7 protein-coding genes are annotated in these 24,921 nt (G+C 39.4%); 4 read left to right on the top strand and 3 right to left on the bottom strand.

What is annotated here, in order from left to right; translation table 11 throughout:
• Positions 1–49: 49 nt before the first annotated feature.
• Genes H6G75_RS07895 through H6G75_RS07885 form a run of 3 tightly spaced genes read right to left on the bottom strand, consistent with a single transcriptional unit; the run spans position 50 to position 2,851 of the window.
• Positions 50–1,057 carry an NAD(P)-dependent alcohol dehydrogenase gene (locus H6G75_RS07895; RefSeq protein WP_190979401.1) on the bottom strand — a complete coding sequence of 336 codons (1,008 nt, stop codon included), beginning with the start codon at positions 1,055–1,057 and terminating at the stop codon, positions 50–52.
• Between the two features lie 20 nt (positions 1,058–1,077).
• On the bottom strand, positions 1,078–2,208 hold the full coding sequence (locus H6G75_RS07890; protein WP_190979400.1) for a succinylglutamate desuccinylase/aspartoacylase family protein: 1,131 nt from the start codon (positions 2,206–2,208) through the stop codon (positions 1,078–1,080).
• Positions 2,209–2,212: 4 nt separating this feature from the next.
• Complete coding sequence (locus H6G75_RS07885) at positions 2,213–2,851, bottom strand: histidine phosphatase family protein (protein WP_190979399.1); 639 nt, start codon at positions 2,849–2,851, stop codon at positions 2,213–2,215.
• A gap of 238 nt (positions 2,852–3,089) precedes the next feature.
• On the opposite strand from H6G75_RS07885, the gene H6G75_RS07880 reads away from it, so the two are divergent.
• The 4 genes from H6G75_RS07880 to H6G75_RS07865 all read left to right on the top strand — a co-directional run.
• On the top strand, positions 3,090–8,921 hold the full coding sequence (locus H6G75_RS07880; RefSeq protein ID WP_190979398.1) for an AAA family ATPase: 5,832 nt from the start codon (positions 3,090–3,092) through the stop codon (positions 8,919–8,921).
• A gap of 74 nt (positions 8,922–8,995) precedes the next feature.
• Positions 8,996–14,785 (top strand): ATP-binding sensor histidine kinase, encoded by a 5,790-nt coding sequence (locus H6G75_RS07875; protein WP_190979397.1) that lies wholly within the window; start codon positions 8,996–8,998, stop codon positions 14,783–14,785.
• Between the two features lie 403 nt (positions 14,786–15,188).
• Positions 15,189–20,558, top strand: a complete 5,370-nt coding sequence (locus H6G75_RS07870; protein ID WP_190979396.1) for an ATP-binding sensor histidine kinase — start codon at positions 15,189–15,191, stop codon at positions 20,556–20,558.
• Between the two features lie 74 nt (positions 20,559–20,632).
• On the top strand, positions 20,633–24,921 hold a 4,289-nt coding region (locus tag H6G75_RS07865), incomplete at its 3' end, for an AAA family ATPase (protein WP_190979395.1).

The following is a 24,921-nucleotide window of genomic DNA, read 5'->3' as shown; positions in this document are numbered from 1 at the left end:
GTATCGCCTAAATGAATTTCTCCTGAGAGAGAAAGTATGAAATGTGAATTTAAATTTCAATCACGACTTTACCAAAGTGGGCGGCAGTTTTGAGATAGCGATATGCTTCTGGGACGGCGGTGAATGGAAACACAGAATCAATTATGGGGAAGATTTGATGGTGAGATATTGCTTGATTCATAGTTTCAAACATTTCTCGACTGCCGACATAAATGCCCTGTAGGGTGAGGCTTTTACCTAATATGGGCATAGGATCAATGTTGCCGCCTCTTGTCAGCACACCGATTAAGCTCACACGCCCTCCAATTCTGGTGGCTTGGAGTGATTGGGGTAAAGTCCCTGCACCACCGACTTCGATGACGTGATCTACACCAATGCGATTTGTTAACTCATAAACTTGCTGTTGCCAATTTGCTGTGGTTTTGTAGTTGATAATTTCATCAGCACCTAATTGTTTGGCGCGGGCTAATTTCTCATCGCTGCTAGAAGTAATGATGACTTTTGCATTGTGGAGTTTAGCAAACTGAAGGGCAAATATCGAAACTCCACCAGTACCCAGTAATAATATAGTGTGATTGGCGTGAATATTACCTTTTGTAACTAAGGCGTGCCAAGCGGTGACAGCAGCGCAGGGTAAGGTGGCTGCTTGGGTGTATGAGAGGTGATCGGGTAGTAGTACTAGCCCATTTTGGTCTAGCACAACGTATTCAGCCAGCATTCCGTCAATGCTACCACCTAAATCAGACTTCATTTTCTGTCTGGTTGGGGAGTCGTCAATCCAAGTTTGGAAGAAAATACTGACGACGCGATCGCCTTTTTTTACCCTTGTCACACCTTCACCCACGGCGACAACTTCCCCCGCACCATCAGACATCGGAATTAGTGGATATGTCAATTTTGCACCGTAGTTTCCCTCAGCTACTAACAAGTCACGGTAATTTAAAGATGTAGCTTTAACTTGAATTAGGACTTGTCCGGCTGCGGGTTTTGGTTGGGGGCGATCAACTAATTTTAAAGCATCAATACCGGCATTACTTTGGATTTCATAAGCTTTCATAAACTTCTATCATCATCGAATTAATAAATAATTCCTAAGACAAATTCTCCTTGATTTACAGCTTGATTTGTCGCCACATCATAAATTAATCCATCTTGTTCAGCATAAACATCAATCAGTTTAGGCAATTGGTTTTCTTTGTTGAAACTGAGAATTTGATAAAGTCTATCTCCGGTTTTTACGATACTCCCTAATGGGACTCTCGATTGAATCATTCCACCTGCGATCGCATAATATTTCGTTCTGTTACTGCTGTGGAAAACAGCCATGACATGATTTACTTCGGCTGCGTAGTTGAAGTTAGCAGATTTGAGGACACCTTTCTGCAATAGATAATTTTTCACTCCTTGCACACCTTTATTAACTGAATGGGGATTTATCTGCATTCCTGCACCTAATTCTAATGTCCAAGCTGCAATGTCAAATTGAATGTTTCTGCCTAAACTCGCAAAAATTGTTTCTAATGCTAACCAGGGTTTGATAAAGGCTTCATCAAAAGCATCGCCATCGTATTTGTCAAGTAAAATGCCATAATCGAGGAGAAAATATTTGGCACTATCTTGGCGATCGCGGAAATAATATATATAGTCTAAACCTTGATTTGTGGAACTGTGTAAGTCAATCAAGTAATCTGCATCTAAACTGAGGCTTTGTAGTTGATAACTAAATTGATCAGTATAAGGCAAACTACTGGCTGAATTAATCTGCTCTAGTATTTTGGCGAATTTCTGTTTAATTTTTAGCAAATAATTTTGGCGAATGATTTCTGGCTCAAGTAGGAATTGTGATTGAGCAAATTCTGTTAAATCTTCAGCTACTTTTTCATAATCCCAAAAAATCCGGTTCCAATCCCTAGCTTCGTAAGCACAGTGTCTCCCAGGCGAAAAATGTTGTGCGCGTTCATTGGTTCCCATTGGATTGCACACTGGAACTAGCCAAATTTCTCCGACTAAATCGGTATCTTTGAGAGTCAGTAAAAATTCTATGAGTTGGTGAATAACGGCATTACCAGAAATTTCTGCCCCGTGTAAGTTACCCTGAATGTAAACCTTTTTACCTGGATGAGCGCCAACAAATTTGTAAACTTGTAAATACAGGCGATCGCCAGAGGCCATTTGCCGTAAAAATATATTTTCAATCTGCGGAATCATGGCACTAAGTTCCAGGTAAACTTTGCAATTGTTCAGGTAAATGAGAGCGATTTGCTAAAGTATGGAGGAATGGCCCATGTGAAGTAAACTCTACAACACTCACAGAACCAACAGGGCAATCTAAACGATAACGAAAACGGCCGACATCAATTCCCAGCAAACTGCACAGCATAATTCTAATTGTGGCTTTATGAGACACAACTAAAACATTGCCATTGTTGTAAAGATGCTTGATTTCTTCAATTACTCCCATCGCACGGGAAGCAATGGTAATAGCCATTTCTCCGCCTGTGGGTGCATACCAAGCTGGGTCTGCTGACCAGCGAATATAATCATCGTGATATTCTTGGTTAATAGTCTTTGGTGTTTTACCTTCCCACTGACCATAATTGATTTCTTTTAAACCCTCACGCAGTTGCGGTTCTATCCCAATAGCGGTAAACAAAGGTTTCGCAGTGGCTATGGTGCGTCGCATCGGACTACAAAAAATAGCTGTCCAAGCCAGAGACTGGTAAGCAGCAGCAAAAGCCTCAGCCATATCCAAGCCTTCGGGAGTGAGTTCGGAGTCTATGGAACCACAAAAAGCATTATTACGGCTGCATTCTGTTTGTCCGTGACGGAGAAAGTAAATATATAAGCTCACGGTAAATTTTCGCTCATGTTTTGCAGAGTATTAAATCATGCTTGGTTTATCACTTCTTTAAGGGCATACTAGCATAGCTCTTAAAATCCCTACAAAATCTAAGTAAACATGTCTGAAAATATACTCATTTTCAGTCTTTTTGTTAGTTGATACGGAAGGAAAGGGAATAATAACTTTTGATATTTCAGCTTTATCTATGTAGATAGGCAAACGCTAACTACCACAAAGGCGTACAGACATGACTACTGAATATTGCATTCCTTTAATTTCTGGATATCAAATTATTGAATTACTATATGCAGGTTCTCGCAGCATAGTATATCGAGCTATTCGTCAATTTGATCGGCTGCCAGTGGTGATTAAAGTTTTAACTTCCGAACATCCAACTTTACAGGAGTTATTGCAATTTCGCCATCAATATAGTATTAGTAAAAATCTTGATATTCCGGGAATTATTCATCCCTTAGCCTTAGAAACCTACAAAAATAGTTATATTTTGGTAATGGCGGATACTGGGGGCATTGCTTTAAGAGAGTATATCAAAACCAAGTTTCTCAGCATCAAAGAATTTTTAGCGATCGCTCTCCAATTAACTCAAATTATTCACGATTTACACCAAAATCGTGTTATTCACAAAGATATTAAACCTGCTAATATTTTAATTCATCCCCAAACACAACAAATTCAACTTATTGATTTTAGTATTGCTTCATTACTGCCTAAAGAAACCCAAGAAATTAAAAATCCCAATATTTTAGAAGGAACACTTGCTTATATTTCTCCAGAACAAACTGGCAGAATGAATCGAGGCATTGATTATCGCAGTGATTTTTACTCGTTGGGTGTGACATTTTATGAATTACTCACAGGAAATTTACCTTTTATCTGTGATGATCCAATGGAGTTAGTACATTGTCATATTGCTAAACAACCAGATGAATTGAACAATGCAAGAGTCCCTCAAGTTATTGCCGAAATTGTCATGAAATTGATGGCGAAAAATGCCGAAGACCGCTATCAGACTGCTGTAGGTTTAAAATTTGATTTAGAAAAATGTCTGACACAATATCAATCAACTGGTAGAGTTGATTATTTTAAAATTGGTGAGTGGGATATTTGCGATCGCTTCCTTATTCCCGAAAAACTTTATGGACGAGAAATTGAAGTAAAAGCATTATTAAATTCTTTTGCAAGAGTATCAGCAGGCACATCAGAATTAATGCTAGTGGCTGGTTTTTCGGGGATTGGGAAAACAGCCGTGATTAATGAAGTGCATCAACCAATTCTCCAACAACAGGGCTATTTTATTAAAGGTAAATTTGAGCAATTTAGCCGCAATATTCCGTTTTCAGGATTTGTGCAAGCCTGCCGTGACTTGATAGGACAATTACTATCAGAATCTGATATCAAACTTCAGCAGTGGCAAACTAAGATTTTGGCAGTCTTAGGGGAAAATGCCCAAGTTTTGATTGACGTAATACCCGAATTAGAATTAATTATTGGTCAACAAGCGACTGTCGCTGAGTTAGCGGCTAGTGCAGCACAAAATCGGTTGAATTTGTTATTTCAAAAGTTTATTAATCTATTTACCACTGCCGAGCATCCTTGCGTGATATTTTTAGATGACTTACAGTGGGCAGATTTAGCTTCTTTGGAGTTGATTAAAGTACTGATTCAAAAGAGTCATTATCTGTTGGTATTAGGTGCATACCGGGATAGTGAAGTATCGCCAACTCACCCATTAATGTTGTTGCTAGAAGAACTTAGAAAAACCCAGGCAATTGTTAATACAATTACCTTGAATCCTTTGACAATTGATGATATTAATCATTTGCTGGCAGATACATTAAATTGCTCTTTAGAATTAGCTAAACCACTAACAGAATTAATTAACCGCAAAACTCAAGGTAATCCTTTTTTTACAACTCAGTTTCTTAAAGCATTACATGAAGAAAAATATATTACCTTTAATCGCGATCGCCGTTTTTGGGAATGTGATCTTGTCCAAGTCAATACACTATCACTTACTGATGATATGGTGCAGTTCATGGCGTTGCAACTACAAAAATTGCCAGATGTAACTCAAAAAGTGTTGAAGTTAGCCGCCTGTATTGGTAACACTTTTGATTTAGCAACCATAATGATTATCTCAGAACTATCGCCACTTGAGACAGCAACAGCATTGTGGAAAGCTTTGCAACAAGGTTTAATTGTACCCACAAGCCAAGTTTATAAGTTGTTGCAGTCTGACGAACTAGGTGATTTTGAAACAGAAAATAGCATTAACCCCACATATCAATTTCTCCACGATCGCATTCAAAAAGCCGCCTACTCTCTGATTCCTAATGACCAAAAGCAGATCACCCATTATAAAATCGGACAGCAATTATTACGCCATACTACTCTAGAGCAACAGGAAAATAAAATTTTTGATATTGTCAATCATCTGCATCATGGTATTAATTTTATCACTCAGCAGTTAGAGAAAGATGAATTTGCGAAATTGAACTTAATAGCAGGTAAACAAGCTAAAATTTCTACTGACTATCAAGCAGCTATAAAATATTTTAAAATAGGACTGAGCGTTTTATCAGATCATAGTTGGCAAAATAATTTTCAACTGAAGTTTTCTTTATATAAAGAACAGGCAGAATGTGAATATTTGCTTAGTGATTTTGTAAGAGCAGAAGAATTATTTAATATTGCCTTACAGCATTCACAAAGTATTTTTGATCAAGCCGATATTTATGAATCTTTAATGATGCTGAAAATCACCCAAGGCGAAGATTTTACATCTGCTATTAAGGCTGGGCTAAAAGCTTTAGATACTTTAGGGATGACTCTACCAAATATTGCTGAAGCAATTCAACCTGCCATTGATATTGAATTGCAGAAATTAGAATCATTCCGTGCAATTGAGATTTATTATAATCTGCTAAATTTGCCTGTGATGACTGATCCAAATAAAAAAGCTTGTATGAAGCTTTTAAGTGTTTTATGTTCGATCACTTATCTCACAGGTAGCCATCAAATCAATCAATTAATTCGTTTATTAATGCTCAATACTTCCTTAGAATACGGGAATTGCGAAAACTCTGGTTTTGGTTACTGCTTCTATGGAATGGCACTCATAGAACAAGGAGAATATCAAACAGCCTATCAATTTGGTAAACAAGCCCTAGAACTTGACCAAAAGTTTAATCATCCACAATACCTTGCCCAAAATAGTAATATATTTTGTCATACAATTAATCCCTATATTAAACCGCTAAAAAGTAATTTACCTCTCTACCAACGCTCATTTGATATTTGCCATGAATGTGGAGATTTAGTATTTGGTGTTTGGGCAGCTTTGTTTATTATTTGGACGCTGATCATCCAAGGTAAATGTTTAGCAGATATCTATGCTGAAACGGAGAAATATTCAGCTTATATGCAGCAAGTGAATGATATTAACATATTACAAGGGTTTCTCCAACAGCAACAATTTTTATTACATTTGCAAGGTAGGATATACGACACGGAGTTACTAGCAAATTGGGATAGTGAAGAGATTAACTGTATTCACATTTGGCGGAAAAATAATTTTCCATCTGGCATCAATTGGTACTGTTTTTTGAGAATCCAGCTATCTTATATTTATGGTAATTATGCTGATGCAGTCGAAACTGCGATCGCTAGTCAACAAACTCTGGTTGCTAATGGCAGCAGTTTCCCAATTATTCAATATCACTTTTATTATCCCCTGAGTCTAATTGCCCTCTACCCAACTGCAACACCGGAAGAAAAACAATCTTATTGGCACATTATTCTTCAACATCAGCAATTAATTAAAACATGGGCAAATAATTGTCCGGAAAACTTTCTGCATAAATATCATTTATTAGCGGCAGAAATAGCGCGGCTCTCTGGTAATATCTCTGAAGCCATCGACCTTTACGATCGCGCCATCGCAGGTGCAATCGAAAATGAATATCTCCAAGAAGCCGCACTCAGTAACGAACTCGCCGCCAAATTCTATCTTGATTGGGGTAAAGAAAAAATTGCTTCAGTTTATATGCAAGCCGCTTATTATTACTATGCCAGTTGGGGTGCGATCGCCAAAACCGAAGATTTAGAATATCGTTACCCTGACTTGTTGCGTCCCATTCTTCAACAGATTAATCCCACTCTCAACATCTGGGAAAATCTTGAAAATTTGGTTGCGCCTAATCTCTCAATTCACTCTTCTACACAAGTCAATCAAGCTTCTAGCTCTAATATTAATACTGCCCTAGATTTTACTGCCATTATCAAAGCTTCGCAAGCATTATCTAGCACCATTGATTTAGATGAACTGTTGCAAAAACTCACAGAGATTATTTTGCAAAATTCTGGTGCTGATTACTGTGCCTTAATCTTACCTGAGAGCGATGGTAATTGGCATCTCAAAGCCATTGGTACACCTGAAAGTATCCAAGTTTGTTTTGAAACCCTAGAAAACAATCATAACTTACCAATTAAGCTGATAAATTACGTCAAAAATACTCAAGAAATTGTTACATTTGATAATCTGCAAACTGATTTACCAGTTATTAGTGAATATCTCAATATCCACCGACCAAAAAGTGTGCTATGTTTACCAATTCTCAATCAAAGAAATTTGATTGGGATTGTGTATTTAAGAAATCAGTATACGAGTGAGGTATTTACCCGCGATCGCGTTCTGATTCTCGAAATTCTTTGCACCCAAGCGGCAATATCTCTAGAAAATGCTCGCCTTCATGCCCAAGAACGCGAAAAATCTGAGCGTTTGGAAAAATCTCAACAAAGATTGCAAATTATCATTCAACAAACACCAGTAGCCATCTTAGAGTGGAATACCAAGTTTGAATTTCAGAATTGGAACCCAGCCGCCGAAAAATTATTTGGTTATACACAAACTGAAATTATGGATAAGCATTTACGGACAATTATTCCTGAAGAATATCACGCTTATGTAGATGATGTTGCTACTTCTATTTTATCTGATAGTGGTGGCTCTCATGCGATTAATGAAAATGTCACTAAAGATGGTAGACGGATTATTTGTGAATGGTTTAATGCCCCAATGTTAGATGTTAATGGAGAAGTTTGTGGTGGTATTTCAATCGGTTTAGATATTAGCGAACAGCAAGCTGCACTTCGTGAACGTCAACAAGCAGAAGCCGCAATTCATAAAAAATCTCAAGAGTTAGAAACAGCTTTACAAGAGCTAAAACAAGCCCAACTACAGATGATCCAAAACGAAAAAATGGCATCTTTGGGTAATTTAGTCGCAGGTGTAGCCCATGAAGTTAATAATCCTATTGGGTTTCTCAATGGTAGTATTAGCAATGCCCAAGAATATGTTCAAGACTTAATTGGACATTTAGAACTTTATCAGCAATCTTATGCTCAACCTGTTGAGGAGATTCAAGAAAACGCTGAAGAAATTGATTTGGAGTTCTTAGTAGAAGATTTACCTAATTTACTAGATTCTATGACGGAAGCAACGCAGCGTATTAAATCAATTAGTACTAGTCTGCGGACTTTTTCTCGTGCTGACACCGATAGCAAAGTTACGGCTAATATTCACGATGGTCTTGATAGTACCTTACTGATTTTAAAATACCGTTTAAAAGCTAATGAAAAGCGTCCTGCCATTAATATTCAGTCAGAGTATGGCAATATTCCTTTGGTTGAATGTTTTCCCGGTCAATTAAACCAAGTATTTATGAATATCTTGGCTAATGCTATTGATATGTTTGATGAGATGGCACAAACTCGAACATTTGAAGAATTACAAACTCATCCCCAACAAATTACTATCCGCACTCAAGTTGTTGGCAGTCAAGTTAATATTCATATTCAAGATAACGGCAAAGGTATGAGTGCAGAAGTACAAGAAAAAATCTTTGACCATCTATTTACTACTAAGGGAGTCGGTAAAGGTACGGGATTAGGAATGGCGATCGCAAAGCAAATTGTTGAAGAAAAACACGGGGGTCAAATCACAGTCTATTCTGTTCTGGGAGAGGGAACCGAATTTATCATCCAACTGCCAGTGTAAATTTTTACGTCATTATAGAGTGCTGTTGATCTTTTGGGAATACTAAATCAAGACATTATAAAGATTTAGGTATTATGATTGACTCTCTTGTGAAGATTCCTGGTTATAGCATCAGCGAAGAACTCTATAATGGCTCCCGCACCCAAGTTTATCGCGCAGTCAGAGAAAGGGACTCACTACCAGTAGTGATCAAACTACTGAAAAATCCTTATCCCAGCTTTAGCGAATTGTTGTTATTTCGCAATCAATACGCCATTGGTAAAAATTTCAACTCACCTCTAATTATTCAAACCTATAGCCTCGAAAACTTGCATAATGGCTATATGTTAGTCATGGAAGACTTTGGGGGAATTTCCCTCAAGGATTATTTCAGCAAACATCAGTATGTTGCATCTTTGGAGGAATTTTTAATCCTAGCGATCGCTCTGTGCAACATCTTAGATTTACTTTATCACGAGCGCATTATTCATAAAGATATCAAACCCAGCAATATATTAATTAATCCCGAAACCAAACAAATTAAATTAATTGACTTTAGTATTGCATCATTATTGCCCAGAGAAACCCAAACCCTAGTTAATCCCAAAGTATTAGAAGGAACACTTGCTTATATATCTCCAGAACAAACAGGGAGAATGAATCGCGGGATTGATTATCGCACAGATTTTTATTCTTTAGGTGTAACTTTCTACGAATTACTCACAGGTGAGTTACCATTCCAGTCTAATGATGCAATGGAATTGGTACATTCTCATATTGCCAAAACAGCACCATTAGTACATGAAATTAATCCAGATATCCCCTTGGTTATCTCAAAAATCGTCAGTAAATTGATGGCAAAAAATGCCGAAGATAGGTATCAGAGTGCGTTTGGTTTGAAATATGATTTAGAAAAATGTTTAAGTCAGTTAAGAGAAACTGGGAAAATTCACAGCTTTGATACTGCTAGTCGGGATCTGTGCGATCGCTTCATCATTCCTGATAAACTCTATGGCAGAGAAGCAGAAGTCTCAAAACTGTTGCAAGCATTTGAACGTGTCAGCCAGGGTGCAACAGAAATGATGCTGGTAGCGGGTTTTTCTGGAATTGGGAAAACGGCCGTAGTTAACGAAGTGCATAAACCAATTGTTAGACAACGTGGTTATTTTATCAAAGGTAAATATGACCAATTCCAACGAAATATCCCCTTCGGTGCATTTGTCCAAGCATTTCGTGATTTGATGGGGCAATTGTTAACGGAAAGTGATGTTCAAATTCAGACATGGAGAAATAAAATATTAGATGCTGTTGGCGACAATGGACAAGTAATTATTGAAGTTATCCCCGAATTAGAAAACATTATTGGCAAACAATCACCAGCCTCAGAATTATCAGGAACAGCTGCGCAAAACCGCTTCAATTTATTATTTCAAAAATTCACCCAAGTTTTTACAACTAAAGAACATCCATTAGTAATGTTTTTAGATGATTTGCAATGGGCTGATTCCGCATCATTAAAATTAATCCAGCTATTAATGGCTGATACAGGTCATCTTTTCATTATTGGTGCCTACCGTGATAACGAAGTCAACCCTGCACATCCATTAATGTTGACTTTGAGTGACGTTGCTAAATCACAAGCAAAAGTGAATACAATTACTTTAGCACCACTAAGTCAATTACAAGTCAATAAATTAGTTGCTGAGACACTCAAATCTTCAGAAGATTTAGTATGGAAACTTTCTGTATTAATCTATCAAAAAACTCAGGGAAATCCATTCTTTGCTACCCAGTTTCTCAAAGCATTACATCAAGATGAACTGATTCAATTTGACTTTAAGTTAGGTTGTTGGCAATGTGATATGGCAGAAGTGACGGCGCAAGCTGTTACAGATGATGTTGTGGCTTTTATGAGTTTTCAATTGCAAAAACTACCGCCATCAACTCAACAAGTTTTGCAGTTAGCTGCTTGTATTGGCAATCAATTTGATTTAGCGACTTTGGCAATTGTTTCACAACAATCTCAAATCGAAACAGCAGCTTGTCTGTGGAAAGCATTACAGGAAGGTTTGATTTTACCAATTGGTGATGTTTATAAGTTTTATGTTGGGCAAGAAACCCCAGCACATACATTAGAAAATCAAGAAATTGTCACATACAAATTTTTACATGACCGAGTACAGCAAGCCGCTTATTCTCTGATTCCCGATGACCAAAAACAGACGACTCATTACCACATTGGACAACTGCTACTGCAACAGATTTCGCCAGCAGCTAGAGAAGAAGGTATTTTTGAAATCGTTAATCAATTAAATTATGGAACTTCTTTAATTAACGAACAAACACAAAGAGATGAACTAGCACAACTTAACCTCATTGCTTGTCGCAAAGCTAGAACTGCTACCGCCTATCAAGCAGCACAGGAATATGCCGCAGCGGGATTGTCTTTATTGGGAGAACAAGCTTGGCAACAGCAGTATGAAATGAGCCTCGCCTTACATGAATTAGCAGCAGAAGTGGCAATGCTAAATGGCGACTTTGAGGCGATGGAACAGTTCATTAATATTGTCACCGAACAAGCACATTCCTTACTAGAACAAGTCAATGTTTACCGCATTAGGATTCAAGCCAAGACTTCCCAGCGCCAACTTAGTGAAGTGCTGGAGATCGGCATTAATCTCCTGCAACAGTTGGGTGCAAATATAACCGCATCACCTACACCCGCAGATATTCAACAGTCTATCCAAGAAATTAGCGAACTGATTGGCGATCGCCAAATAGCAGATTTTATCGACTTACCTGTCATGACAGATGTCAACAAAATCGCCATTACCCAGATTGCCAGCAGCATCATGGCAGCAGCTTACACCTGTGGATCTCTTTTGTATCCATTACTAGCTACCTTGTTAGTCAAATTATCCTTGCGATATGGCAATATATCTCTTTCTGCTAGTAAATATACTTGTTACAGCTTAGTTCTCTGTAATTTGCAGAATATAGATTTAGCTGATCAATTTGGGAAGTTGGCATTGAATTTGACTGCAAAATTCGATGATAAAGCAACTAAACTAGAAGTATTTTTCCTGTTAGGAGGTTATATTCTCCATCGCAAATCTCACCTCAAAGAAATGTTACCCCTCTTGAGTGAGATTTATACCCTTGGGCTAGAAGTTGGCAACTTGGAATACGCTGGATATGCGGTTAATCATTTCTGTTTAATTTCTTCTTGGTGCGGTCAACCGCTTGCTAACTTAGAGAATGATACGCGCACTTACTACCATGCTTTAGTCCAACTCAAGCAGTTAGGAACAGCTAATTACTGTCTGATTTATTGGCAAGTGACTTCAAATTTACTAGGTTTGGCAGAGCATCCTACCATTTTGTCTGGATCGGCTTTCCAAGAATCAGACTTTCTCCCTCGGTTGAAGTCTGCAAACGATATAATGGGATTATATGTTTTCCACTCATATAAGTTGAAACTTTGCTTTTTGTTTGGAAAAATTGAGGCAGCTAATAACAATGCCCTTGAGTGCAGAAACTATTTCATAGCGGGTGCAGGAACAGTTGCCGAACCTGCATTTTATTTCTATGATTCCTTGGTAGCTCTAGAACTATTGAGTCAACAGTCATCGCAAGTATCAACTCTATTAGAACGGGTGGCAGAAAACCAAACTAAGTTACAGCATTGGGCGCACTATGCACCGATGAATCATCAGCATAAGTTCGATTTGGTCGCAGCGGAAAAATGTCGAGTCTTAGGAAACAAAGGCGAAGCCAGTGAACTATATGATCAAGCAATATCTGGAGCTAAAGCCAACGAATATATCCAAGAACAAGCACTTGCTAACGAACTGGCAGCAAAGTTTTACCTAGATTGGGGTAAACAGCGTATTGCCGGGGAGTACATGATTGAAGCTTATTATGGTTATGCGCGTTGGGGAGCAAAAGCTAAAGTCACTGACTTAGAAAAACGCTATCCCCAATTACTTGCGCCTATATTACAGCAAAGCCGTTCTGTTGTTTCAACTAACGAAACTATCTTCGCCTTGGGGACTATCTCAAACAGTAGTTCTTCGGCTTCTAACAGCAGTGTTTCAGATACTCTAGATTTAAAAGCTATTCTCAAAACATCTCAAACTATCTCTGGTGAAATCGAACTAGACAAACTGCTTTCATCGTTACTTTCCATCATCATCAAAAATGCTGGGGCTGATAAGTGCGTGTTAATGCTGTTGCGAGATGCTCGCCTGGTAATTAAAGGCTCAATTACCCAGGGAACAAACCCAGAGGTATTGCAGAACCTTCGAGTTGAAGACAGCCAAGATATTCCCCACAAGCTGATTTACAAAGTCAAGCACAGTCAACAAACTGTTGTCTTATTAGATGCAACCGCAGATACGACCTTAGCCAACGACCCATACATTATTCATCAACAACCAAAAAGTATTTTGTGCAGCCCAATCTTATATCAAGGCAAGTTGTTGGGCATTTTATATCTGGAAAATAGTTTAATTACAGGAGCGTTCACAAGCGATCGCGTCGAACTCTTGAATTTAATTTGCGCTCAAGCTGCCATTTCGCTCGAAAATGCCCGACTTTATGAATCTGCTCAGGAATATGCCCAACAACTAGAGCGATCGCTTGATGAGTTAAAAACTGCCCAATCCCGCTTCCATAACCTAGTAGATAACGTTCCTGGAGTAGTGTATCAATTCCTGATGACAACCGATGGTTCGGGGTCAATGTCGTACATTAGTAACCACTGTTATGAACTCTATGAAATCAGTGCCGATCAAGCGATCGCCAATGTACAGATCCTCTTAGATATGGCCCATCCAGAAGATGTTGAAGCTTATTATCAGTCCATTGCATATTCAGCTCAAACCTTAACTCCCTGGCGATGGGATGGACGAATTATTACACCCTCTGGAATTATGAAGTGGATTCATGGAGAAGCCCGAATAGAAAAACTTGTTGATGGCACGTTAGTGTGGGATGGACTGTTGTTAGATATTAGTGATCACAAACGCGCAGAACAAGAACTACAACAAGCCCAATTACAAATCATCCAAAGTGAAAAAATGTCTGCGTTGGGTAATTTAGTCGCTGGTGTCGCCCATGAAATGAATAATCCTCTTGGTTTTATTTCTGCTACTCTCCAACAAACTAAACCTAATTTAGCTGACCTAACCGAACATCTCAAACTCTATCAAGAATCTCTAGAAAATCCTGGTGATGAGATTCAAGACCATGCTGAAGAAATTGACTTAGAGTATCTTGTGGCAGACTTACCTAAAACAATCGATGCAATGGTTATGGCCTGCGACAGATTGAAAAATATTAGCACTAGCCTGCGGACATTTTCTCGCGCTGACAAAGATTACAAAGTCCAGTTTAATCTCCATGAAGGCATTGATAGCACAATTTTAATTCTCAAGCATCGCCTGAAAGCTAATGAACAACGCCCAGCAATTGAAGTAATTACTAACTATGGTGATTTACCTTTAGTCAATTGTTTTCCTGGGCAATTAAATCAGGTGTTTATGAATATTCTTGCCAATGCTGTTGATGCGTTAGAAGAAGCAAATATTGGTAAGAGTTTTGCCCAGATTAAAGCGCATCCTAACCGCATTACAATCACAACATCAATCATAGAGCATCAATACGTAACAATATCAATTGCTGATAACGGCAAAGGTATGAGTGCAGAGGTAAAAAATCGCATCTTTGACCATTTATTTACTACTAAAGCTGTTGGTCAGGGTACGGGATTAGGATTAGCGATCGCCCGTCAAATTGTCGAAGAAAAACACGGCGGTAAAATCACGGTTAACTCGATTTTAAAAGAAGGAACAGAGTTCATAATTTCCCTGCCGATTATCTAGCAGGTAACAGATTACAGCAGTTTGTATATTCGTGGAATACTGTAGAGACGTTATATGTAACGTCTCTAAATATAGCTATCCTAAATGATATACAAACATCTCTCTACCTTGTCTCCCTAATCTCCCTTGTCTTCCTTGTCTATTTTGTTCATTTCTCAAATAGGACTGCTATAGTTTTGGGTTTTACGCTTGTACCTCATTTACTCTAAATACGCTGTATCAGCTGACAAGGTTCATATAATGTTGGCTTACTATAATATCAGTAGTAGCCAATTATACTTATGGCTAAGTATTAGTTATTCAAACTCAAATAAATGGGAATACTAAGCTTATCTACACTTGCTGCGCGTGGTTTCATCCATGTAGAGAAGCAACCACCCAAAGACACTAGAGGTATATATCAATGGCTACTGAGTTTCAGACACCCGTAATTCCCGGATATCAAATTAGCTCTCAACTATATGCAGGTTCTAGAACGACAGTATATCGTGCTATCAGTCAAGTTGATCAACAGCCAGTAGTCATCAAACTTCTCACCGCAGAATATCCCAGTTTTCAAGAGTTATTGCAATTTCGTAACCAGTACACGATTAGTAAAAATCTGCAAATTCCGGGTATTATTCGTCCCTTGTCATTAGAAACCTATGGGCATGGTTATATATTAGTGATGCCGGATACAGGCGCGATCGCTCTGCGGGAATATATTAAAACCACGACTCTTTCTTTAGCGGAATTTTTAGCGATCGCGATTCAACTCAGCAATATTCTCCACAATTTACATCAACACCGTGTAATCCATAAGGATATCAAACCAGCGAATATCCTGATTCATCCCTACAGCAAACAGGTACAACTCATAGACTTTAGTATTGCTTCTTTGTTACCGAGAGAAACTCAAGAAATCAAAAGTCCCCATGTATTAGAAGGGACACTTGCTTATATTTCCCCAGAACAAACCGGGAGAATGAACCGGGGTATTGATTATCGTAGTGATTTTTATTCTTTGGGTGTGACCTTTTATGAACTGTTGACGGGAACTTTACCGTTTATCTGTGATGATCCAATGGAGTTAGTGCATTGTCATATCGCCAGAACACTAATTTTGGGTAACAACGTAGATATTCCCCAGGTAATTGCGGATATTGTGATGAAATTGATGGCGAAAAACGCCGAAGATAGATATCAAAGTGCTTTGGGGTTAAAGCATGATTTAGAAACTTGCTCTCAGCAATTACAACATACTGGTAAAATTACCAATTTTGCCATTGGACAACGGGACATTTGCGATCGCTTTCTCATCCCCGAAAAACTCTACGGACGAGAAGCCGAAGTGATCAGCCTCTTGCAAGCCTTTGAACGTGTCGCTAACGGCACATCTGAAATGATGTTGGTTGCGGGATTTTCGGGAATTGGGAAAACCGCCGTCGTCAACGAAGTACATAAACCCATCACCCGCCAGCAAGGCTACTTCATCAAAGGTAAATTTGACCAGTTTAACCGAAATATCCCCTTATTAGCCTTTGTCCAAGCTTTGCGCGATTTGATTGGGCAATTATTATCCGAATCAGATACCCAATTACATCAATGGCGCACTCAGATTCTAGCTGCGTTGGGTGACAATGGACAAGTTTTAATTGAAGTGATGCCAGAACTTGAAAGAGTCATTGGTAAACAACCACCTGCACCAGAATTATCGGGAACAGCCGCCCAAAACAGATTTAACTTATTATTCCAAAAATTTATTGCTGTCTTTACCACCGCCGAACATCCATTAGTGATGTTTATTGATGATTTGCAATGGGCAGATTCAGCATCTTTGCAATTAATTAAACTGCTAATGGCAGATAAAAATTATCTGTTATTGTTGGGGGCTTATCGAGATAATGAAGTGTCACCCACCCACCCGTTAATCTTAACAGTTGCAGAACTCCAGCAAGTTGGCAGAACCGTAAATACTATTACCCTTGCACCTCTAACTTTGAGCGATACCAATCAGTTAATTGCCGATACACTGCATTGTACAACTGAGCGATCGCTACCCCTGACAGAGTTAATTATTCGTAAAACTAAAGGCAATCCCTTTTTCATCACTCAATTTCTCAAAGCCTTACATGAAGATGGGGAAATTAAATTTAACCGAGAACAAGGTTATTGGGAATGTGATATTGCTCAAATTAATGCCTTATCTCTCACCGATGATGTGGTTGAGTTTATGGCGCAGCAATTACAAAAGTTGCCTGATGAAACCCAACATATTCTCAAGTTAGCTGCTTGTATTGGCAATCAATTTGATTTAGCTACCTTAGCAATTGTTTCCGAACAATTACAAATGGAAGCAGCAATAGCTTTGTGGAAAGCTTTGCAAGAAGGATTAATTCTGCCCCAAAGTGAAGTTTATAAATTTTATCTCAGCCCTGAACAAACCAATCAAAACACGCACAAAATTGAGAATTTAACTTATAAATTTTTACACGATCGCGTCCAACAAGCGGCTTACTCTTTAATTCCTGACTGGCAAAAACAAGCCACTCACCACAAAATCGGGGAATTACTTTTAAATAATACCCTAGAGCAAGATTTAGATAACCGCATTTTTGATATTGTTAATCAGCTAAATATTGGGATTGAATTAATTGATGAACCATCCCAAAGAGAACAATTAGCCGAGTTAAACTTGCGGGCAGGACATAAAGCCAAAGTGGCTACTGCATACTCGGCGGCTGTGAGTTATTTAAACACAGGTTTAACACTTTTAACAGAAAATTGTTGGGAAAATCAGTATGAACTAACTCTGCAAATTTATGAATCTTTGGCAGAATCAGAATATTTAAATACTAATTTTGCCCAATCTAAATATTTCATTGATCAAACTTTGTTATCAGCACGCCAACCACTCGATAAAATCAAAGTTTATGAAATTCAAATTTTAGCTTACACCGCCCAAAATCAACTGCTAGAAGCCATCAATACAGGTAGAGAAGCCTTGAATTTACTGGGTGTTGATTTCCCAGAAGATTGTGATTTTGAGACAATGATTGCCCAACATCAACAACTCAAAACTATTTTAGGCGATCGCCCCATCGAAACTCTCGCAGATTTACCAATTCTCCAAACGCCTGAGCAATTGGCGGCAATGCGAATCTTGGTAGGTTTATTCGCTTCTGTATATTTAGCCAAACCGCAATTGCTACCTTTAAAGATATTCACAATGGTGAAAATCTGTATTCAATCTGGTAACTCTCCCCAAGCCGCGATCGCTTATAGTTTATATGGCTTATTTTTATGTGCGACTGGAGAAATTGAGCGCGGCTATCAATTTGGTCAACTCGCAACGACTATTTTAGAGCGATTGCAAGCCAAAGAATTAACTAGCAAAGTTAATCTGACTTTTGCTTTATTTATTAAACATTGGCGAGATTCTTTACGTTCCACATTACCTGTATTTTTATCTGGTTTGACCAGTGGTTTAGAACATGGTGATTTAGAATATGTTGGTTATTGTGCCAATTGCTATTGCCAATTTTTATTTTGGACAGGTGAACATCTAGAAATTGCCGAATCTGAAGCTGATAAATATTGTCTACTCATTGAAGATATTAAGCAAGAAGCGTCGTTAATTTGGGCAAATACCTGGCGGCAAACAGTCATCAATCTGCGTGGCAAAGCCGAAAATGTTATGACATTAGTTGGTACAAGTTTTGATGAAACTGTAACTCTGCCTGCTTTAATTCAAAGTCGCAATGTCAACGGTATTTGCTATGTTTATCTCGCTAAACTCTTACTCTGTTATTTGTTTGGTGATATTGACACAGCAAGAGAATACGCCAGCAAATTTGAAGAATATGAGCAAGGGGCGGCGGGTTTATTAATTACTCCATTGAAGAACTTTTATCAATCTTTGAGTTTATTGTCAGAATATTCTAGCCCAGATATTCTTACAACAACTGTAGATTTAGAAAAGGTTGCTAAAAATCAACAATCTATGCAGATATGGGCTGAACATGCTCCTACAAACTATCTACATAAGTATCAATTAGTCGAAGCTGAGACTTATCGGGTATTAGGCAAATATTATGAAGCTGGGGATTTGTACGATCGCGCGATCGCCCTCGCCCAAGCCAATGGCTACCTACAAGAACAAGCCCTCGCCTATGAACTGGCGGCGAAGTTTTACCTCGCTTGGGGTAAAGAAAAAATCGCCGCGACTTATATGCAGGAAGCTTACTACTTTTATGCTCATTGGGGTGCAGAAGCCAAAACCAAAGATTTAGAAAGTCGCTACTCTAATTTACTGCGTCCTATTTTCCAGCAGACGACACCAATTCTCAACCCCTTAGAAACTCTGGCGGCTGTTACTAGCTCTAATGTCTCGATTCAGACTGCCACAGCTTCTTCTAACACCAGTCTCAATCTAGCTTTAGATTTTGCTGCCATTCTCAAAGCCTCTCAAAGTCTCTCCAGCACAATTCAACTTGATGATTTGCTGTCTCAATTAACACAAATTATTCTGCAAAACTCTGGTGCTGATCACTGCGCCTTGATGTTACCCAACCGTGAGGGAATCTGGCAAGTGAGAGCGATTGCCACTACCAACACTACAGAACTTTGTGCTGAACCTTTGGAGAATAATCCTGATGTGCCAGTCAAGTTGATACAGTATGTCAAAAACACCCAAGAAGTCGTGGTGCTTGATAATCTCAAAACTGACTTGCCTGTAATCGGTAATTATTTAACTCAGCACCAACCAAAAAGCGTATTGTGCTTACCAATTCTCAATCAAGGCAATTTAATTGGAATTTTGTACTTAAAGAATCAGTCTAGCAGTGGTGTGTTTACGAGCGATCGCATCTTGATTCTTAACTTTCTGTGTACTCAAGCCGCCATTTCCTTAGAAAATGCCCGCCTCTATCACCAAGCCCAAGAATATGCCCAACAGTTAGAACAATCCCAACTCCAGACAGTACAAAATGAAAAAATGGCATCTTTGGGTAACTTAGTCGCTGGGGTTGCCCATGAAGTTAATAACCCCATTGGCTTTCTTTATGGCAGTATTCGCAACGCCCAAGAATACACTCAAGATTTAATCGGGCATCTAGAACTGTATCAACAATATTATTCTGAACCTGCTGCCCCAATTCACAAGAATGCCCAAAATATTGACTTGGAATTTTTAATCGAAGATTTACCCAAGTTGCTGCATTCGATGACGGAAGCAACTGAACGCATCAAATCAATTAGCAACAGTCTGCGTACTTTCTCCCGTGCGGATACTATCAATAAAGTCATGGCTAACATCCATGATGGTATTGATAGCACTTTAATGATTTTAAAATATCGCCTGAAAGCCAATGAACAGCGCCCCGCCATTAATATTCAGCAAGAATATGGTCACATCCCAGAAATTGAATGCTTTCCGGGGCAGTTAAACCAAGTCTTTATGAATATCTTGGCTAATGCCATTGATATGTTTGATGAAATGGCACAAACCCGCACATTTGCCGAATTACAAACTCATCCCCAAGAAATTACGATCCAGACTTATGTAACTGCCAATCAAGTTTATATCCACATTCGAGATAACGGCAAAGGTATGAGTGCAGAGGTGACAAATCGCATCTTTGACCATTTATTTACTACCAAAGGAGTCGGTAAAGGTACGGGATTAGGATTAGCGATCGCAAAGCAAATTGTCGAAGAAAAACACAGCGGTCAAATCACGGTTAATTCTGCTCTGGGAGAAGGAACCGAATTTATCATCCAACTCCCAGTGTAAATTTTTAGGTCATTATAGAGTGCTGTTGATCATTGGGGAATACTAAATCAAGACATTGTGAAGATTTAGGTATTATGGTTGGCACTCTTGTGAAAATTCCTGGATATAGGATCAGCGAAGAACTCTATAATGGCTCTCGCACACTGGTTTATCGCGGTTATCGAGAAGTTGATCAACAACCAGTAGTCATTAAATTACTCAAAAATCCCTATCCCAGCTTTAACGAACTGTTGTTGTTTCGCAACCAGTACACAATTGCCAAAAATCTCAACTCCCCCCTAATAGTCCAAACCTACAGTCTAGAACCTTGTCAAAATGGTTATGCACTAGTTATGGAAGACTTTGGGGGGATTTCTCTCAAGAAGTGGGGAACTAGAGAAACTCAACAATCTTTAGAAGAATTCTTAGTAATAGCGATCACTTTGTGCGACATTCTCAACTTACTCTACCACGAGCGCATTATTCATAAAGATATCAAACCCAGCAATATATTAATTAATCCCGAAACCAAACAAATTAAATTAATTGACTTTAGTATTGCATCATTATTGCCCAGAGAAACCCAAACCCTAGTTAATCCCAAAGTATTAGAAGGAACACTTGCTTATATATCTCCAGAACAAACAGGGAGAATGAATCGCGGGATTGATTATCGCACAGATTTTTATTCTTTAGGTGTAACTTTCTACGAATTACTCACAGATGAGTTACCATTCCAGTCTCAGGATGTGATGGAATTAGTACATTCTCATATTGCCAAAACAGCACCATTAGTACATGAAATTAATCCAGATATCCCCTTGGTTATCTCAAAAATCGTCAGTAAATTGATGGCAAAAAATGCCGAAGATAGGTATCAAAGTGCATTAGGATTGAAAGTTGATTTAGAAAAATGTTTAATTCAGCTACAAGAAACTGGTGAGATTCAAAGTTTTGATATTGCTAGGGGGAAGTTGTGCGATCGCTTCATTATCCCAGAAAAACTCTACGGCAGAGAAACTGAGGTTCAAGCATTACTTAAAGCCTTTGATCGCGTTTCCCAAGGCAGTTCAGAACTTATGCTAGTGGCGGGATTCTCTGGGATTGGTAAAACCGCCGTAGTCAATGAAGTTCACAAACCCATTACCCAGCAAAAAGGCTACTTCATCAAAGGCAAATTCGACCAATTCAACCGCAACATTCCCCTGTCAGCCTTTGTCCAAGCACTGCGAGATTTGATGAATCAACTACTCTCAGAATCCGATCAGCAGTTACAAACTTGGAAAGAAAAGTTGCTCAAAGCACTAGGAGATAGCGGTCAAGTCCTCATCGATTTAATTCCTGAACTCGAATGGATTATTGGGTCACAACCTCCCACTCCAGAACTTTCCGGTGAGGCAGCCCAAAATCGCTTTAACCTCCTGTTCCAAAACTTTATTCAGGTTTTTGCGAAGGTAGAACATCCCCTAGTCATCTTTATCGATGACCTGCAATGGGCTGACTCCAGCTCCTTGGATCTTATGCAAAGTTTGTTGACGGAAGCCCAATCTCACTCTCAATGTCTCTTAGTCTTAGGGGCTTATCGAGATAATGAAGTATTTCCCGGTCATCCCTTTTTGATGACAGTTAAGACCCTAGAAAATGCCGATGTTACTCTTGAAACTCTCACCCTCAGTCCCTTGAGTGCTGATAGCCTCAATCAGCTAGTTGCTGATGCTTTTCAAGCCTCACAAAGTGCTGTGCAGCCCTTAACCAACCTGATCATGCAAAAGACCCAGGGCAATCCGTTTTTTGCGACCCAATTTCTCAAGGCATTACACCAAGATACTCTGATTACTTTTGACCGGGAGGTTTGTCACTGGCAATGTGACCTAGTGCAGATACAGGATGCAACCTTAACCGATGATGTGGTGGAATTCATGGCTTTGCAGTTACGAAAACTACCCGTTACCACCCAAGAACAGCTTAAATTTGCCGCTTGTATTGGGGCAAAATTTGACCTCAAGACTTTGGCGATTGTTTCAGAACAAGACGAAATTCAAGTAGCCTCGGCTTTGTGGTCTGCGCTGCAAGAGGGTCTGATTGTGCCGGAGGGTAAAATCTATAAGTTTTATTTGGATGATCACCAAGCCCAGGGGCATCAATCCCTGAGTGAAGAGATTTCTGAGCAAATTCACTATCGCTTTTTCCATGACCGCGTGCAACAGGCCGCCTACTCACTAATTCCTGAAGACCAAAAACAGGCCACTCATCTCAAAATGGGTCAGTTACTCCAAACTCGTTTGTCAAAAGCAGAGCGAGAGGAGAAGTTATTTGATATTGTCAGTCATCTAAATCGAAGTCGTGGGTTGCTAAGTCATCAAGCCGAACGTGAGTCTTTGATTCGACTAAATATAGCTGCGATCGAAAAAGCGAAAAAGGCAACCGCTTATGGCGTGGCGAGAGACTTGGTGACGGTGGGACTGGAATTACTCTCGGAAGATAGTTGGCAAACTCAGTATGAGTTGAGCTTAAAACTCCATGAGATCGCCGCAGATGTGGCCTGTTTAAAGGCTGATTTTGAGGAAGCAATTGCCCAAGTTCAACAGGTTTTGGATCAGGCTCAGACGGTCTTGGATAAAGTGCCTGTTTACAAGGTGCAAATTAGGGTGTTGACGGCTCAGAATCAATTGGCGGATGCGATCGCCATTGCGGCCCAAGCCATCACTCAATTGGGGATCGAATTTCCCTCAGACATCACACCGAGCCTCAGCGAACAAACCTTACAAAATGTGGAAGTCGCACTAGAGGGGAAAGTCATTGAGGATTTGGTCAACTTACCTGCAATGACTGACCCGACCATGATGGCTGCGATGGAACTGCTGGGAACAATCATGCCAATGGTATTTCAAGCTCAACCTACATTTCTGCCCTTTGTTAGTGCAAAAATTGTGAGCTTGTCGCTCCAGTTTGGTAATGCTCCTGTTTCGAGTGTTGGCTATTCTGTCTATGGCTTGGTCTTAGCGACGGGCTTGGGTCAGCTCGATCGGGGCTATCGCTTGGGAAAAATGGCTTTAAATTTAATTGATCGGCTCAATACAAAAGCGTATAAGTGTCTGACAATCCTTTTTTTCGCTGCCTGTGTCCAGCATCAAAAAGAATCTATGATTTCTATGGCTGCTTTGCTAAAGCAGGGATATTTATCAGGAATAGAAATCGGTGACTTTTTGTATTTAGGCTATTGTCTGGCTCACTATTTTTATGCTTATTTCTATGCCGGCAAGGAATTATCTGCCCTTCAATCAGAAGTCGCTCAGTTTTGTTCTGCCATTGCTTCACTAAAGCAGGATAATGCCCTAGCCTACTTAACAATGAACCAAGAATTCTTTGGGCGCTTGCTTGAAAAAAACAATCAACCAACTCTCTTGATTGGAGATGCTTATGACGAGACGAAAATATTCCCACAGTACCTTCAAAATAAGCAACTAACAGGCTTTGGCATTGCTTACACCTACAAGCTAATCTTGGCTTATTTGTTTGGTGATTATAACCGCGCCCTTGAATATACTAATGAAGCTAACCAATATTTAGGTGGTATTGCCGGAATGGTGCATATTCCCGCCGCGCATTTCTATGGGGGATTAACCTATTTAGCGGTGGTAGCAGGTAAGTCTGAGGATGAGCAGTTACAACTACTTGCTTTAGCGGAACAGCATCACGCTAACCTATCAACCTGGGCTGAGAATGCCCCTATGAATCATCAGCACAAGGTGGCTCTCTTGGCAGCAGAAAGATGTCGAGTTTTGGGCAATATCTCGGAGGCAATTGATGGCTATGAGCAGTCTATTGCGGGCGCTAAAGCCAACGGTTTCATTCAAGAAGAAGCCTTAGCAAATGAACTTGCAGCTAAATTCTATCTCGATTGGGGGAAAGAGAAAGTCGCCGCCAGCTATATGCAAGAAGCTTACTACTGCTATGCCCGTTGGGGAGCAAAAGCCAAAGTCGCCGACTTAGAACACCGCTATCCTCAATTGCTTGCGCCAATATTAAAGCCTAGCCGTTCGGTTGTTTCTACTAATGAAACTATCATCAGCTTGGGAACTGTCACATCTACCAGTTCTTCAAGTTCTAGCAGCAGTGTCTCAGATACTCTAGATTTAAAAGCAATTCTCAAAGCATCTCAGGCTATCTCCGGTGCAATCGAACTAGACAAACTACTTTTATCGTTACTTTCCATCATCATTGAAAATGCTGGGGCTGATAAGTGCGTGTTAATGCTGTTGCGAGATGATCGTCTGATAATTAAAGGCTCAATTACCCAGGGAACAAACCCAGTAGTATTGCAGAACCTTCAGGTTGAAGACAGTCAGGATATTCCCCATAAGCTGATTTACAAAGTCAAGCA

Source organism: Nostoc sp. FACHB-280 (assembly GCF_014697615.1).
Taxonomy (GTDB): Bacteria; Cyanobacteriota; Cyanobacteriia; order Cyanobacteriales; family Nostocaceae; genus Nostoc_B.
Note: the sequence above shows the minus strand (reverse complement) of the source record. Positions and strands in the feature narration are given on the sequence as shown.